Raw genomic sequence first — 14,523 nt, 5'->3', positions numbered from 1 at the left:
GGACGTCCGGGTGGCGGCCACTCCCTGCCGAGGACAGCGCCTCGGTGATCAGGCGGAGGTACGGGCTCCCCTCGCGCGTCGGCGCAGCCGGACCGCCCCGGCCGCCACGGCACCGGCCAGCAGGACGCCCCCCAGGACGAGCGGGGTGCTCGTGGAGTCCGCCGCGGCCTTCCCGACGGGGGCCGCCACGGCCTTCCCGACGGGGGCCGCCACGGCCTTGCCGACAGGGCCCGCCGCGGCCTTGCCGACGGGGCCGGCCGTGCCCGCCGCGCCTGCCGCCCAGCCGAAGCCGGCCTCGACGCCGCCGTGGGGCCGGCCGGAGATGCGGTACGTGACGGTCTGCTTGATCCGCGGCGGACACTTCAGGGTGACCGTGTCCGTGCCGGAGACGGCGCCCTCCGGGACGACGAACTCGCCCACCAGGACACCCGACCGGTCGCCCGGCAGGAGGTGGAACCGGCCGCCCGTCTCCGACTCCCCCTTGCCGTAGGTCTCCTTGCCGCACGCGGTGGTGGAGACGGTGACGGTGGTGCCGGGCGAGGCGTTCAGGGGGGTGATGCGGACGTCGGACTCCCCGGGCGCGGCGAGCGCCGTGGGGGCGGACAGGACGACGGCGCCGACGATCAGGCTGACCTGCAGACCGGTACGTGCGCGACGCATGCTTCTCTCCTTCGGTGGAGCTTTCCGGCCGGCTTCTTCACGCGGCACCTGTGCTGTGCTCCGTGCACGAGGCAAAGGCCGGCGCGCGGGCCCCGCAACACGGGGAGCGCGTTCGGCCGCCCTCCGGTCGGGCTCACGACCGCCGCAGGCCGCACCCGTCGCAGCAGGTCATCGCGGTGGGAGTACGGCCGCACGGGTGATCTCGCCCCGCACGCGAACGGCCCAGTGCCGGTACGCCCCTCCCCCGGGGCCCTCCGTCCGCCCCGGCCCGGCCGGGGGAACAGCGGTGGCGGGCCGGAACACCCACTCATAACTTCGCGATATGACGAAACGACAGATCGCCCTCCTGGCGTGCACCGCGGCCCTCACCGCCTCGGGGCTCGGCGCCGCCGCGCCGTCGGCCGACAGCCGGTCGGTGCACCGGGTGAAGCCGGGCGAATCGATCCAGAAGGCCGTGGACTCCGCGCGCCCCGGCGACACGATCCTCCTCGCCCCGGGCACGTACCGCGAGAGCGTCCGCATCACCACCCCGCACCTGACGCTCCGCGGTTCGAGCGTCTTCCCCACCGTCATCGTGCCCGCGGGCACCCCCGGCGCCGACGCGTGCGCCCAGGCGGGCAACGGCGTCTGTGTCACCGGCACCGAGGCCCGTCCCGTCGAGGGCGTGACCGTCCGCTCGCTGACCCTCCGGGGCTTCGCCAAGAACGGCCTGTGGGCCAAGTGGACCGACCGTCTGCGCGTCCAGGGGGTCACCGCCGAGTCCAACGGCACCTGGGGCATCGCCCAGGAGCGTTCCGTCCGCGGCGTGTTGCGGCACAACGTCGCCCGGAACAACGGGGACGCCGGGCTCTTCCTGGCCAACACCGTCACCGAGGAGGGAGGGGCCACCGACACCCACGGCACCGTCGTCAGCGGCAACCGCGTGTCCGGCAACCGGATCGGCATCACCGTGCGGCGCCTGCGGAACCTGACCGTCGACCACAACGAGGCGACCGGCAACTGCGCCGCCGTGTTCGTCGTGGGCGACGAGTCCACGCCGCGCGCCGGGGCGATGACCGTGCGCCGGAACGACATCCACGGGAACAACAAGCTGTGCCCGAAGACCCCGCGCCTGCCCGCCCTGCAGGGCTCGGGCATCGTGATCACCGGCGCCGAGGACACCGTCGTCGCGCACAACCGGGTCGAGGACAACGTGGGCAGCTCGCCGCTGTCGGGCGGCATCGTGCTGTTCAAGAGCTTCGTGGGCGTCCCCAACGAGCGGATCGAGATCCGCGACAACGTGGCGCTGCGCAACGGCGCCGCCGACCTCGCCGACCGGGACGTCTCCAAGACCAACACCTTCCGTCACAACACCTGCGGCGTCTCCGAGCCCGCGGGCATGTGCTGACCGCCCCTCCCCCACCCGTACGGCACGACAGCAAAGGCAAGGCGAAACAGATGACGACCGTCGATCCCGCTCCCCCGCCGCCCATGCGGCTGAGAGAACTCGTCTTCGGCGCGGCGTGCGCCGCCGCCGTGCGCGCGGCCGCCCGCCTGGGCGTGGCGGACGCGCTGGGCGACACGCCCATGACCGCCGAGGACCTCGCGGCCGCGGTGAAGACCGAACCGCGGACCCTGCGACGCCTGTTGCGCGCCCTGGCCTGCCAGGGCGTGTTCACCGAGCAGCCCGACGGCACCTTCGCGCACACGGAGATGTCCCGTCTGCTGCGCGAGGACGACCCGCACAGCCTGCGCTACATCGCGCTGTGGTGCACCGAGCCCTGGACCTGGGACGTCTGGCCCAAGCTCGACGAGGCGGTGCGCTCCGGCCGGAACGTCTTCGAGGACGTGTACGAAAGGGAGTTCTTCTCGTACCTCAACGAGGAGGCGCCCGAGTCCGCGTACGTGTTCAACCGGGCCATGACGACGTCGAGCAGGCAGTCGGCCGAGGACGTCGCCGAACTGCTCGACCTGCGCGGGGCCTCCTCCGTCGCGGACATCGGCGGCGGCCAGGGCCACGTCCTGGCGAGCCTCCTGGAGAAGCACCCGGCGCTCCACGGGACGCTGCTCGACCTGCCGGCGGTGGTCGGCAACGCCGATCCCCGGCTGCGGGAGGGCGGCTCGCTGGCCTCCCGGGTCCGGATCGAGCCCGGTGACTGCCGCGAGGACGTCCCTGTCCAGGCCGACGTCTACATCATCAAGAACATCCTGGAGTGGGACGACGACAGCACCCGCAGGCTGCTGGCGAACCTCCGGAAGGCGGCGCGGCCCGGTGCCCGCGTCGTCGTCATCGAGAACCTCGTGGACGACACCCCGTCGATGAGGTTCACGACGGCCATGGACCTGCTCCTGCTGCTCAACGTCGGCGGCGCGAAGCACACCAGGCAGAGCATGGTGGAGCGGCTCACGGACGCCGGGCTCGTCATCGGCGAGATCCGTCCGGTCAACGCGTACCTGCACGCCTTCGAGTGCACCGTGCCCGCCTGACCCGGGCGGCCCACGGGCCGGAAAACCCAGGCCGCCCGCTCCGCGTCTGACGCGGGGCGGGCGGCCTGGGTTTCACCGGGTTCCCGGCTCAGGAGCCGGCGTCCCGCTCCCAGCGGTAGAAGCAGTGCGCCATGGCGTCCTTGGGGCTGCGCCAGGTCGTCGGGTCGTACGCGCTGACGTACGCCGACAGACGCTCGCTGACGCCGCGGAACTCGGGGTGTCCGGCCAGCCTGGCGACGTTCGGCGCCGGGTCCTGCTCGGACTCGATGAGGTGCAGGTAGACGTCGCCGAACTGGAACAGGCTGCGACGGGCGACCCCCACCAGGTGCGGCAGCTCGCCGCGGTCGGAGTCGGCGAACACGTCCGCGATCGCGGGCGCCGAGCCGGGCGCCATACGGGCGACGATCAGTGCGTGGTGCATCGGTTTCCTTCCTCGGATGGTCCTGCCCGGTGTCCGTCAGGCGGGCGTGACCGGCGCGCTCCGCCGCTCGCGCGCGGCCTGCACGATGCGGTCCCGGATGAGGGCCATCTGGGTGCGGGAGTTGCGGTTGATGTTGTCCGTCATCCACGCGTCGTCGACGGGGGCGTCGGGCTTCATCGCGAAGTCCTGGACCCACCGCATCTGGACGCCGCCGGGCAGCTCCTCGTACTCCCAGGCGATGTCCATGTGCGCGAACGGCCCGGTCTCGACGCGGCGGGCCCGGACCCTGCGGTTCTCCCGGTCGGTGGTGCGCTCCGACACCCAGCTCCAGATCTTCCCGTTCTCGTCGGGGTGCATGGTCAGGCGGAAGGTGGTGGTGTCGCCCTCCCGCTTCAGGACCTCGACGGAGGCGTACTCGCTGAAGAGCCGGGGCCAGTTCTCGATGTCGTTGGTGATGTCCCAGACGAGGTCGAGGGGGGCGTCGATGGTGATGCTGTTGTCGGTGTGTCCGGACACGTCAGACTCCTGCGAGGGTGTTGTTGACGAGGGTGACGAACTCCGCCGGCGTCTTGCAGCGCTCGGCGTCGGTGGGCAGTGCCACGCCGTGCCGGTTCTCCAGCTCGCCGACGATGCCGAGGAGGCCGAGCGAGTCGACGCCGAGGGCGCTGAACTGGGTCTCGGGGGCCTCTTCGAGCTGTGCGGGGTCGACGGTGACGCCGGCCGACTGCTTCATCAGCGCGGCCAGTTCGCCGAAGGTGAGTCCGGTGGTGATCATGTGTGTTTCTCCTTCCCGCCCGGTCCTACCGGGCGAGTCCGCCACCGCGGCGCACGACGAGCGCCGCGTTGGATCCCATGAGTCCCCTGCTGAGGACGAGGGCCGTGCGCAGCTCGGCGGGCCGAGCGCGGGACATCACCACGTCGAGGTCGCAGTCGATGTCGTACACGTGGGGGGTGGGGGGCACGAGGCCGTGTTCCATGGCGAGCACGGCGGCCGCGGTGTCCAGTACGGGTGCCCCGCAGTAGGCCCGGCCGTAGCCGGTCTTGGGTGCCGTCACCGGGACGCGCGTGGCGTGCGCGCCCAGCACGTCGGCGAGCGCCAGGGCCTCGGCGCGGTCCGCCTCCGGTACGCCGAGGGCGTCGGGGAAGACGACGTCGATCTCCTCCGGGGCGCAGCCCGCCTCGTCGAGGGCGACCCGGATGGCCTGGGCGAGTCCCTCCCGGGACTCCTTCCAGCGGGAGGCGCCGGTGAAGGTGGCGCCGTGGCCGGCGACGGTGGCCCGTACGGTCGCGCCCCGGTCGAGGGCGCGGGTCTCGTCCTCGACGAGGAGCATGGCACCGCCCTCGGCGGGGACGAAGCCGCAGGCCTTGGCCGTGAAGGGGCGGTAGGCGCGGTCCGGGTCGTCGACGGTGCTCAGCTCCTGGTAGCCGAGCTGGCACACCATCGAGTACGGGGCGAGGGGGGCCTCCGCGGCTCCGACGACCACCGCGCCGGTCCCCCGCCGGACGGCGCGGGCGGCGTGGGCGAGGGCGTCGAGGCCGCCGGCCTCGTCGCTCGCGACCACCCCGCACGGGCCCTTGAAGCCGTGCCGGATGGAGATCTGGCCGGTGCTCGCGGCGTAGAACCAGGCGATGGACTGGTACGGGCCGACAAACTTGGAGCCCTGGCCCCACAGCTTCTGCAGCTCGCGCTGGCCGAACTCGCCGCCGCCCGATCCGGCGGCGGTGACGACTCCGACGGAGAAGGGGTCCTCGACTCCGTCCTCGTGGGCCAGGCCGGCGTCGTCGAGGGCGAGCGCGGCGGCCGCCATGGCGTAGTGGGTGAACCGGTCGGTCTGGACGAGGAAGCGCTCCTCGATGAGGGCCGAGGCGTCGAAGCCCTCGACCTGGCCCGCGACCTTGAGGGGCAGGTGCTCACAGCCCTCGCGGGTGATCCGGCCGAGAACGCCGAGGCCTTCCCGGACGGACTTCCAGTACGCGTCGGTGCGCAGTCCGTTGGGGGCGATCACACCGATGCCGGTGACGACCGCCCGCCGTGGCCGCTGTGTGCTCATCGTGTCCTCCCGCCCGGCCCGGTCAGGAGCACGGCGGACTGGAACCCACCGAAGCCGCTGCCGACGGAGAGCACGTTCCTCAGCTTCCGGGGGCGGGCGGTGCGCGGCACGTAGTCCAGGTCGCACTCGGGGTCGGGGATCTCGTAGTTGGCGGTCGGGGGCACCACCTGGTGCTTCAGGGCGAGCACGCAGGCGGCGACCTCTATCGCGCCGATCGCCCCGAGCGAGTGGCCCACCATGGATTTGATGGAGCTCATGGGCGTGTCGTAGGCGTGGGAGCCCAGGGAGCGCTTGACGGCGGCGGTCTCGTGCCGGTCGTTCTGGCGGGTGCCCGAGCCGTGCGCGTTGACGTAGTCGATCGCCGTGGGGTCGAGCCTGGCCTGGTCGAGCGCGGTGTCGATCGCCCGGGCCATCTCCAGTCCCTCGCCGGTCAGTCCGGTCATGTGGTAGGCGTTGCCGTAGGTGGCGTAGCCGCTGATCTCGCAGTAGATGTGCGCGTCGCGGGCCCTGGCGTGCTCGTACTCCTCCAGGACGAGGACCGCCGCGCCCTCGCCCATGACGAAGCCGTTGCGGCGGTCGTCGAAGGGCTTGGAGGCGTGCTCGGGGTCGTCGTTGTCGGGCGACGTGGCCTTGATGGCGTCGAAGCAGGCCATGGTGATCGGGGAGATCGGCGAGTCCGACGCCCCGGCTATGACGACGTCCGCCCGGCCTTCCTCGATGGTGTGGAAGGCGTAGCCGACGGCGTCGAGGCCGGAGGTGCAGCCGGTGGAGACGGTCTGCACCGGGCCGTGGGCGCCGAACCGTTCGGCGACCACCGCGGCGAGCGTGCTGGGCGCGAACGCCAGGTGCAGCTTCGGGTCGGCGGCGCGGTGGTCCACGTCCCACCGCCGGCCGCCCTCGCTGACCAGGACGTAGTCGTGCTCCAGTCGGGTGGTGCCGCCGACGGCGCTGCCGAGGCTGACGCCGACGCGCCAGGGGTTCTCGGTGGCGGTGTCGAGCCCGGAGTCGCGTACGGCTTCTCCCGCGGCGACGGCGGCGAACTGGACGTACCGGTCGTTGTGCTCGCTCAGTTCCGGGGGCAGGCCGTGGGCGTACGGGTCGAAGTCGCACTCGGCGGCGATGCGGGAGCGCAGGCCGACGGGGTCGAACAGGGTGATGCCCCGGGTCGCCGTCCGTCCCTGGGAGAGGAGGTCCCAGAACGCCGCCGTGCCGGCGCCGCCCGGCGCGACCACGCCGATGCCGGTGACGGCCACGCGCCGGGTCACTCGAGGGCCCCCTCCCGCTCGAGCGCCCGGCCATGGTCGCCGTCGCAGGAGTGCGGTTCCGTCGCGGGCGTCTCCTCGGTGTCGACGTGGCCGAGGCTCGGGTGCGGGGCGAGGGGGCCCAGGTGGAAGACCATGCGGGCCTCCACGTCGCCGACGTTGCGGAACCGGTGCCGGACGTCGATGGGGATCAGCAGCCCCTGGTCCGGCAGGAGCGTGTGCGTCTCGCCGTCCAGGTCCACTTCGAGCAGGCCCTGGACGACGTACACGAACTCCTCGGAGTACGGGTGGTAGTGCTCGCCGATGCGGTCGCCCGGCTGGATGATGGCCAGCCCCATGAAGCCGCTGGTGGAGCCCACGGTGGCGGGCGTGAGCATGGCCCGCAGGTCACCTCCGCGTCTGCGGTTGGGTTCCGTGTCGCTCAGGTTCACGATGCGCGGACGCTGCTGGAGCATGGTTGATACCTCCGGGTGTGGCGATGACGGGTGACGCACGGTCGGGCGCGGACCCACCGTGGGGAGCCAGGGGCGAGGCCCACGGTGGGGGCCGGGGAGCCTGGGACCGTTCCCTCAGGAGTCGGCCGCGCGACGGTCGGTGACGGGCAGCATGTCGGCGTGCGACAGGAGCCGGTTGAGGTTGCGCTCGTTGTCCAGGGACCCCTCGACGCCGATCGCGGCGCCGTCGAGGAGACGTTCGAGCACCTTGGCCTTCCGCGCGCCCTTGACGCCGAGGGCGGCGACGGGATCGAGGTCGAGCTCGCCCTCGACGTCGACGAGGCGCACCACGACGTCGTCGCGCTGGAAGACGGTGCTGCCGTACACGGGGCTGTCGGGGTCGACCGCCGCCTCCGCGTCCTGCTGGGCGAGCAGCCGGGCCAGGTCCGAACCGCGGCCCTCCTTCGCCGGGTAGTACAGGGCGTGGCGGCGCAGGCCGGCCGGTTCGGGGCGGGCGGAGACCACGTGGTGCACGGCCGGGAGGGCCGCCCGGGTGAAGAAGACGCGGGCCGACTCGGGGTCGGTGAGGTCCCGGTCCTGCTCCAGGTAGGGGTTGATGGCCTCCTCGACGGCCCGGACCCCGGGCTGCCGGGCGACGTGCCGCAGCGCGGACAGCAGGTCGCCCTCCACCTCGACGGCCCGCACGACGCGGTTGCCGTGCATGAACAGCGAGGTGCGGCGCAGCCGCGTGTTCTCGTCGACCTGGGCGTCGGGCGACTCGTAGCCGGCCAGGAGCTCGGCGACCTTCGACTCGGAGCCGGGCTTGACGGTGAAGGTGAGCGCGTGGCGGGTCACCCCGTCACCCACGCGGGCCGCCACCTGCTCGCCCGAGGCGCTCTCGGGCGTGAGCGGCCGCCGTGCGCCGGTCTCCCGGAGGATGCTGTAGCGCATGGACCGGGTGTCCCGGACACAGCTGTGCATCGGCTTGACCATCTCGACGTGTTCCTCGCTGTTGACCCAGGCGAGGAAGGGCGGGGCGCTCTCCCACTCACTGGTGATCAGCCACTGCGAGGGGTTCTCGATGGACTGGCACAGCTGGTCGCTGATGTGGCCGGGGACGCCGGCCACCTGCTTGCGCATGACCTCGTACGCCTCCAGGAACTGCTGCTGGGCTCCGTCGTACAGGTCGAGCAGCAGGATCACCCGCAGCCTGGACCCGTCGAACACCGACTGCGATATGCGTGGCGTGCTGGTCATCCGGCGCACCTCTTTCTCGTCTGTGAGAGCGGCAAGGGACCGCCTGGCCGGAAGGCCGGGGCCGTCATGTACCGAACCTTCACGCGGCCCCGACATCCACGCGAGCCCCACGGGGCGGATGAGTGAACCGCGCGTCATTCGGGTGGCCCTCGCGCACGGTCCCGGGCTCGGCAGGGCAGGCATCTGCATCCCATCCCCGACCCGCGTCACCGGTGACGCTGGAGGCCATCGATGAACCGAAGCGAAGCGACCGGTGAGATCGGACACCGCACGCCCGTCCTCATCGTGGGCGGCTCCCTGGTGGGCCTGTCCACCTCGCTCTTCCTGGGACGACTCGGCGTGCCGCACACGCTCGTCGAGCGTCATGCGGGCACCTCGATCCACCCGCGCGGACGCGGGAACAACGTGCGCACCATGGAGGTCTTCCGCGGCGCCGGTGTCCGGCCGCGCATCCACGAGGCCGCGAAGGTCCTGTCGTCGAACAACGGGATCCTGCAGGCGCCGAGCCTGGTGGGCGACGCCGGCGAGTGGCTGTTCCGGGAGATCGACCCCGGCGGCGGCCTCGCCCGGTTCAGCCCCGCCGAATGGTGCCTGTGCAGCCAGAACGACCTCGAACCGGTGCTCCTGGAGGCCGCGCGGGAGCTGGGCGGGGACCTGCGGTACTCGACGGAGCTGATGTCGTTCGAGCAGGACGACGAGGGGGTGACGGCCCGGGTCAAGAGCCGGGAGACGGGCGAGCACACCACCGTCCGGGCGGACTACCTCGTCGCTGCGGACGGTCCGCGCAGCCCGATCCGCGAGCAGCTCGGCATCGGGCAGACCGGCCCGGGCGACCTGTTCCACAACGTGAGCGTCACGTTCCGGTCCCGGGACCTGGCGGCCGTCGTGGGCGACCGGCGCTTCATCGTCTGCTACCTGACGGCCCCGGAGGGGGACGGCGCGCTCCTCCCGGTGGACAACGGCGAGCAGTGGGTGTTCCACGCCCCCTGGCACCCCGAACTCGGCGAAACCCTGGAGGAGTTCACCGACGAGCGGTGCAGGGAGCACATCCGGCGCGCCGTGGGCGTGCCGGACCTGCACGTGGAGATCACGGGCAGGGCGCCCTGGCACGCGGCCGAGCGGATCGCCGAACGGTACGCGGACGGGCGGGTGTTCCTCGCCGGCGACTCGGCCCACGAGATGCCGCCCACGGGGGCCTTCGGCTCCAACACCGGTATCCAGGACGCGCACAACCTCGCCTGGAAGCTCGCCGCGGTACTGGACGGCTGGGCCGGTCCCGGTCTGCTCGCGTCCTACGACGCGGAGCGCCGGCCGGTCGCGGAGGCGACCAGCGCCCGCGCCTCCTCGCGCTCGGTCGAGCACAGCCACCCGGGGTACGCCCCCGAGCCGGGGGCGGGCGGCCCGGGCGGGAAGCGGGGCGGCATCCTCAACGTCGCGCTGGGCTACCGCTACCCGCGCGGCGCGGTCCTGGGCGCGGACCCGGCGGTGCCGATCGTTCCGGACGGGCTGCGGCTGACGGGCGAGCCCGGCAGCCGCGCGCCGCACCTGTGGCTGGACCGCGCGGGCGAGCGGATCTCCACCCTGGACCTGTACGAGCGGTCCTTCGTGCTGCTGAGTTCGGCGGGGGCCATCGGCGGCTGGCACACGGCGGCGGCGCGCGTCGCCGAGCGCCTGGCGGTGCCCCTCGACTCGTACCGGATCGGCGACGGGCCCGACGCCGAGCTCTCGACCGCGAGCGGCGAGGACTGGGCAAAGGCCTACGGCGTCACCGTGAACGGTGCGGTACTGGTCCGCCCGGACGGATTCGTCGCCTGGCGGTCCGAAGGGACGTCGGAGGACCCGGAATCGGCCGTACGGGCGGCCCTCACCGCCGTACTCGCCCTGGACTGACGGGCCGGTCCGCACAGCCGCGACGCCCACCGGGACGGGCGGGGCGGTCCGCGTTCCCACGGGAGCGGACCGCCCCGCCCGTCGGTTTCGGCGTCGGCGTCGGTTTCGGGGGGCGGTTTCGGCGTTGGCGTCGGTTTCGGGGGCGGTTTCGGCGTCGGCGTCGGCCTCGGTTTCGGTTTCGGGGGCGGTTTCGGTTTCGGGAGGGCGGTGGACCGATCGGTTCGCGGCTGCCCGGCCCTTGCCGACCTGGGCCGTTCCGAGGCCGCGCGTTAGGGTGTGGGGTGCTTCCGCGAACCCTCCTCACCGGCCCGTCGCTCGCCGACGCCGCGCTCCTCGGTCATGTGGAACAGGGCCGGGAGTGGCCGCTCCTCGTGTGGGCCCCGGGTCCGGGCGTCCGCATGGTGTCGAGCGCCGTCCTCGGCGGAGGCATCGGCGAGCGTCAGTGGGTCGTCAACGCCCAGGTCCCGCCCGGCTACGCCCGGCTCGACCCCGTCGCCCACCTCCGTGACCTGGCCTCCGGGGCCGGCCTCGAAGGCGCGGGCGTGGGGCTCATGACCGCGGCGTCGGTCGCGGACCGGCGGCATGCCGTGGACGGCGGCGCGCAGGCCCTGGTCACCGCCGGGATCGGGGTACGGGGCTGGGCCGCGGCCCCGGGAGCCGGCAGCGTGGCGGCGCCGCGGCCCGGCACGATCAACATCGTCGTGTCCCTGCCGGTGCCGCTCACGGACGCCGCGCTCGTGAACGCGGTCGCCACCGCCACCGAGGCCAAGGTGCAGGCCCTGGTCGAACTGGGCGCCGACGCCTCCGGCACGCCGACGGACGCGGTCTGCGTGGCCGCGCCCTCGCCTGCCGCCGGCGCCGGGGGCTCCGTCGAGTCGTTCGCCGGACCGCGGTCGCTGTGGGGCGCCCGGCTCGCCCGCGCCGTGCACGCGGCGACGCGGGCGGCCTGCGCGGGGCTGCTCGCGCCCCCGGCCGGCACCCGCTGACCGGGGCGCACGCGTCCCCGTCCGTCCTCAGCCGTGCGAGAGCAGCGCCGCGGTGAGTTCGGCCGCGCGTCGGTGCCAGAGGTCCGCGCCCCGGAGCATGGCGTGCCCGCCGGTCGGCATGGGAATGCCCGCCGCGTCGGCGCCCGCCTCCCGGGCCCGGCGGACGAACTCCCAGGACTGACGGGCCGAGGTGACCCGGTCGGTCTCGTCGTGGAGCAGGTAGAGGCGCCGGCCGCCGAGGTGGTCCACGGGCTCGTCGGCGGGGCACCACGGCGCGAGCGCGACGACCCCGCGCACGGCGGGGTCACCCGCCGCGCGGAGGGCGGCCCGGCCGCCCATGGAGTGGCCGAGGAGCACGACGGGCACGGGCCCGGCCTGCTCCCGTAGCCGTCCGAGGGCGACCTCGGCGTCCCGGGCGGCGTCGGCCCGGTCGCCGTTCCAGCCGCGGTGGCGGTAGCGCACCTCGGCGATCAGCACGTCCCGGCCCCGGACGGCCCGGGTCACGGCGGCGGCGAAGGGGCGCATGCGCAGGGCCGGCAGATTGAGCGCGGGCGGCGGCTCAGGGCCGTCGGCGCGGCCGCCATGGAGCAGCAGCACGGCGGCGGTGGGCGCGGCGGGCGCGCTGCGGACGACGAGCGCGGTCGGATCGGCGCGCCGGGCCGGGCACAGGTTCATCGCGTCGCCGTCCCGCCCGGACAGGCCCGAGGGACGGACCCGCTCGTGCGGGCCGTGTGACCGGGCCGCTGCGCCATGGGGGCCTCCAGGAGTCGTTTGTCGTCTGAGGGCCGAAGTCTGCCAGGCCGCACGGGCCGTCAGATACACCGCGGCCCCGCCGACGGGCTGTCCGCCACGCCGCGTCCCCTCCGACAGGCTGTCCGCCGCGGGCGTCCCGGGCAGCCCGCCCCACGGAACCCGGTTCGGCTCGCACCCTCGAATCGAACGCACGCACCCGCAAGGATGAGCGCCGTCGGTCCTCCGGCTCCGCTTGCGCGACCGAGGGCGCGGGGCGTCGGAGAGTGATCGCCCCGGGGCCGATCGGAGACAGGCCCCGGCCGTCGTCCCGTTCGAGCAGGGAGCCAGATGGGCAGCCGCCTGATCCGTCGTTGCCGCACCACCCTCGTCGTCGCGGTGCTCGCCGTCGTGACCGCCGCCACGCCCGGCGTGCCGGCTCCGCCGGGCGGCGCCGCCTCCGCCGCCGTGCCTCCCTTCGACCCGTCCCCGGCCCGGGCGGGGCTGAAGCGCCTGCTGCCGTCCCGGGCCGGGCAGTTCACCCTGATCCCCGTGGCGGAACCGGACTCCGGGGACTACTTCTCGGTCTCCGGCAGGGCGGGGGCGATCCAGGTGCGGGGCACCTCGCCGGCCACGCTGCTGACCGGTGTGGGCTGGTATCTGGAGCGGGTCGCGGGGGTCGACATCGGGTGGCCGGGCGACAGCGTCGGCCGGCTGCCGGTCACGCTCCCCGCCGTGTCCGGGACGATCACCCGAGCGGCGAACGTGCCGCACCGCTACGCCCTGAACGACACCGACGAGGGCTACTCCGGCGCGTACCGCGACTTCGCCTCGTACCGGCGCGACATCGACCTGATGGCGCTGCACGGCGTGAACGAGGTCTTCGTGCCGACCGGGGCCGAGTATCCGTACTACCGGGCCCTCCAGGGGTTCGGCTACGACGCGGCGGAGCTGCGCGCCTGGATCCCCGGCCCCGCCCATCAGGCCTGGTGGCTGCTGCAGAACATGTCGGGCTTCGGCGGGCCGGTCTCGGAGCGGCTGATCGAGGCCCGGGCGACGCTGGGGAGCCGGATCGCGAAACACCTGCGCGCGTTGGGGATGACGCCCGTCCTGCCGGGCTTCTTCGGCACGGTGCCGCCGGACTTCGCCGCCCGGAACCCGGGCGCGGTCACCGTCCCGCAGGGCAGGTGGGTCGGGTTCGCCCGGCCCGACTGGCTGGACCCGACCGGGCCCGTCTTCGCCGAACTGGCCGCCGCCTACTACCGGGTGCAGCGGCACCGGTTCGGTGACAGCGACATGTTCAAGATGGACCTGCTGCACGAGGGCGGCACCCCCGGACCGGTCGACGTCGCGCGGGCGGCCGAGGCCGTGCAGCGGGCCCTGGACACCGCGCGTCCCGGGGCCACCTGGGTCATGCTCGGCTGGCAGAACAATCCCTCCGCGACGCTCCTGAGCGGTGTGGACCGGAGCCGGGTGCTGATCGTCGACGGCCTCTCCGACCGCTACGAGGGACTCGACCGCGAGAGGCAGTGGGGCGGTGCGCCCTACGCGTTCGGCTCGATCGCCAACTTCGGCGGGCACACCAGCCTGGGCGCCAACACCGGCGTGTGGACGGACCGTTTCCACGCGTGGCTGACCCGGTCGGACAGCGCGCTGCGCGGCATCGCCTACCTCCCGGAGGGCACCGGCGGGAACCCCGCCGCGTTCGACCTGCTCACCGAACTCGCCTGGGAGCCGGACCCGGTCGACCAGCGCGCCTGGTTCGCCGCGTACGCCGCCCGGCGCTACGGCGGCGCCGACCCGCACGCGGCCGCCGCGTGGGAGCAGCTGCGCCTCGGCCCGTACAGCGGCGCTCCCGGTATGTGGAGCGAGCCGCAGGACAGCCTCTTCACCGCGCGGCCGAGCCTGACGGCGGTCAAGGCGGCACGCTGGAGTCCGACCGCCATGCGGTACGACGCCGGGACGGTGGAGCGCGCCCTGTCGGAGCTGCTGAAGGTGGCTCCGGCGCTGCGGAGCTCGGACGCGTACCGCTTCGACCTGGTGGACGTGGCGCGCCAGGCGCTCACCAACCGCGGGCGTCTCCTGCTGCCGCGGATCAGGGCCGCGTACGAGGCGAAGGACCTGGAGGGCTTCCGGGCGCTGGTGCGCGAGTGGAACGCCGCGGAGGAGCTGCTCGGACGGCTCGTCGCCTCCGACCGCCGCTTCCTGCTGGGCCCATGGCTGGCCGACGCCCGCTCCTGGGGGGCCGACGCGGAGGAGGGCGACCGGCTGGCCGTTTCGTTCCCTTCCAGCGTGATGCCGGGGCCCTGCTCCTCGCGACCCCAGGACCCGGACAGACCTGTGCATACCGCGCATCGCACTCTAGGT

General features: G+C 73.7%; 14 protein-coding genes. 5 read left to right on the top strand and 9 right to left on the bottom strand.

What is annotated here, in order from left to right; all coding sequences use genetic code 11:
- Nucleotides 1-48: 48 nt before the first annotated feature.
- Nucleotides 49-660, bottom strand: a complete 612-nt coding sequence (locus tag ABZ318_RS35665; protein ID WP_356906578.1) for a sortase — start codon at nt 658-660, stop codon at nt 49-51.
- 322 nt (nt 661-982) lie between these two features.
- On the opposite strand from ABZ318_RS35665, the gene ABZ318_RS35660 reads away from it, so the two are divergent.
- Complete coding sequence (locus ABZ318_RS35660; RefSeq protein WP_356906577.1) at nt 983-2,047, top strand: right-handed parallel beta-helix repeat-containing protein; 1,065 nt, start codon at nt 983-985, stop codon at nt 2,045-2,047.
- 50 nt (nt 2,048-2,097) lie between these two features.
- Nucleotides 2,098-3,126, top strand: coding sequence for a methyltransferase (locus ABZ318_RS35655; RefSeq protein WP_356906576.1), 1,029 nt, complete (start codon nt 2,098-2,100; stop codon nt 3,124-3,126).
- 88 nt (nt 3,127-3,214) lie between these two features.
- Here the strand turns inward: ABZ318_RS35655 and ABZ318_RS35650 are convergent, their stop codons facing one another.
- The 7 genes from ABZ318_RS35650 to ABZ318_RS35620 form a co-directional block, all read right to left on the bottom strand.
- Nucleotides 3,215-3,547, bottom strand: a complete 333-nt coding sequence (locus tag ABZ318_RS35650; RefSeq protein WP_030690533.1) for a TcmI family type II polyketide cyclase — start codon at nt 3,545-3,547, stop codon at nt 3,215-3,217.
- Nucleotides 3,548-3,583: 36 nt separating this feature from the next.
- On the bottom strand, nt 3,584-4,063 hold the full coding sequence (locus ABZ318_RS35645; protein WP_356906575.1) for an SRPBCC family protein: 480 nt from the start codon (nt 4,061-4,063) through the stop codon (nt 3,584-3,586).
- A gap of 1 nt (nt 4,064) precedes the next feature.
- Nucleotides 4,065-4,322 (bottom strand): acyl carrier protein, encoded by a 258-nt coding sequence (locus tag ABZ318_RS35640; protein ID WP_356906574.1) that lies wholly within the window; start codon nt 4,320-4,322, stop codon nt 4,065-4,067.
- A gap of 25 nt (nt 4,323-4,347) precedes the next feature.
- Nucleotides 4,348-5,598, bottom strand: a complete 1,251-nt coding sequence (locus ABZ318_RS35635) for a ketosynthase chain-length factor (RefSeq protein WP_356906573.1) — start codon at nt 5,596-5,598, stop codon at nt 4,348-4,350.
- The gene (locus ABZ318_RS35630) at nt 5,595-6,863 is read right to left on the bottom strand and encodes a beta-ketoacyl-[acyl-carrier-protein] synthase family protein (RefSeq protein ID WP_356906572.1); all 1,269 of its coding nucleotides are present in this window, start codon (nt 6,861-6,863) and stop codon (nt 5,595-5,597) included. The genes ABZ318_RS35635 and ABZ318_RS35630 overlap by 4 nt, the downstream gene beginning before the upstream one ends.
- Entirely contained in the window at nt 6,860-7,315 is a 456-nt protein-coding gene (locus tag ABZ318_RS35625) for a cupin domain-containing protein (RefSeq protein WP_356906571.1), read from the bottom strand. The genes ABZ318_RS35630 and ABZ318_RS35625 overlap by 4 nt, the downstream gene beginning before the upstream one ends.
- Before the next feature lie 114 nt (nt 7,316-7,429).
- Nucleotides 7,430-8,551 carry a SchA/CurD-like domain-containing protein gene (locus ABZ318_RS35620; protein ID WP_356906570.1) on the bottom strand — a complete coding sequence of 374 codons (1,122 nt, stop codon included), beginning with the start codon at nt 8,549-8,551 and terminating at the stop codon, nt 7,430-7,432.
- Nucleotides 8,552-8,782: 231 nt separating this feature from the next.
- On the opposite strand from ABZ318_RS35620, the gene ABZ318_RS35615 reads away from it, so the two are divergent.
- The gene (locus tag ABZ318_RS35615; protein WP_356906569.1) at nt 8,783-10,441 is read left to right on the top strand and encodes an FAD-dependent monooxygenase; all 1,659 of its coding nucleotides are present in this window, start codon (nt 8,783-8,785) and stop codon (nt 10,439-10,441) included.
- Between the two features lie 341 nt (nt 10,442-10,782).
- On the top strand, nt 10,783-11,427 hold the full coding sequence (locus ABZ318_RS35610; protein WP_356906579.1) for an adenosylcobinamide amidohydrolase: 645 nt from the start codon (nt 10,783-10,785) through the stop codon (nt 11,425-11,427).
- Nucleotides 11,428-11,454: 27 nt separating this feature from the next.
- On the opposite strand, the gene ABZ318_RS35605 is transcribed toward ABZ318_RS35610, so the two are convergent.
- The gene (locus ABZ318_RS35605; RefSeq protein ID WP_356906568.1) at nt 11,455-12,102 is read right to left on the bottom strand and encodes an alpha/beta fold hydrolase; all 648 of its coding nucleotides are present in this window, start codon (nt 12,100-12,102) and stop codon (nt 11,455-11,457) included.
- 405 nt (nt 12,103-12,507) lie between these two features.
- Between ABZ318_RS35605 and ABZ318_RS35600 the strand changes: the two genes are divergently transcribed.
- Nucleotides 12,508-14,523: alpha-N-acetylglucosaminidase (locus ABZ318_RS35600; protein ID WP_356906567.1), on the top strand; the 2,016-nt coding region annotated here is incomplete at its 3' end.

It is taken from the genome of Streptomyces sp. NPDC006197 (assembly GCF_040613865.1).
In the GTDB taxonomy this organism is placed as follows: domain Bacteria; phylum Actinomycetota; class Actinomycetes; order Streptomycetales; family Streptomycetaceae; genus Streptomyces.
Note: the sequence above shows the minus strand (reverse complement) of the source record. Positions and strands in the feature narration are given on the sequence as shown.

Coding starts and splice junctions, on each gene's coding strand:
- ABZ318_RS35665 (WP_356906578.1), bottom strand. CDS start 660: ATGCGTCGCGCACGTACCGGTCTGCAGGTCAGCCTGATCGTCGGCGCC.
- ABZ318_RS35660 (WP_356906577.1), top strand. CDS start 983: ATGACGAAACGACAGATCGCCCTCCTGGCGTGCACCGCGGCCCTCACC.
- ABZ318_RS35655 (WP_356906576.1), top strand. CDS start 2,098: ATGACGACCGTCGATCCCGCTCCCCCGCCGCCCATGCGGCTGAGAGAA.
- ABZ318_RS35650 (WP_030690533.1), bottom strand. CDS start 3,547: ATGCACCACGCACTGATCGTCGCCCGTATGGCGCCCGGCTCGGCGCCC.
- ABZ318_RS35640 (WP_356906574.1), bottom strand. CDS start 4,322: ATGATCACCACCGGACTCACCTTCGGCGAACTGGCCGCGCTGATGAAG.
- ABZ318_RS35635 (WP_356906573.1), bottom strand. CDS start 5,598: ATGAGCACACAGCGGCCACGGCGGGCGGTCGTCACCGGCATCGGTGTG.
- ABZ318_RS35625 (WP_356906571.1), bottom strand. CDS start 7,315: ATGCTCCAGCAGCGTCCGCGCATCGTGAACCTGAGCGACACGGAACCC.
- ABZ318_RS35620 (WP_356906570.1), bottom strand. CDS start 8,551: ATGACCAGCACGCCACGCATATCGCAGTCGGTGTTCGACGGGTCCAGG.
- ABZ318_RS35615 (WP_356906569.1), top strand. CDS start 8,783: ATGAACCGAAGCGAAGCGACCGGTGAGATCGGACACCGCACGCCCGTC.
- ABZ318_RS35605 (WP_356906568.1), bottom strand. CDS start 12,102: ATGAACCTGTGCCCGGCCCGGCGCGCCGATCCGACCGCGCTCGTCGTC.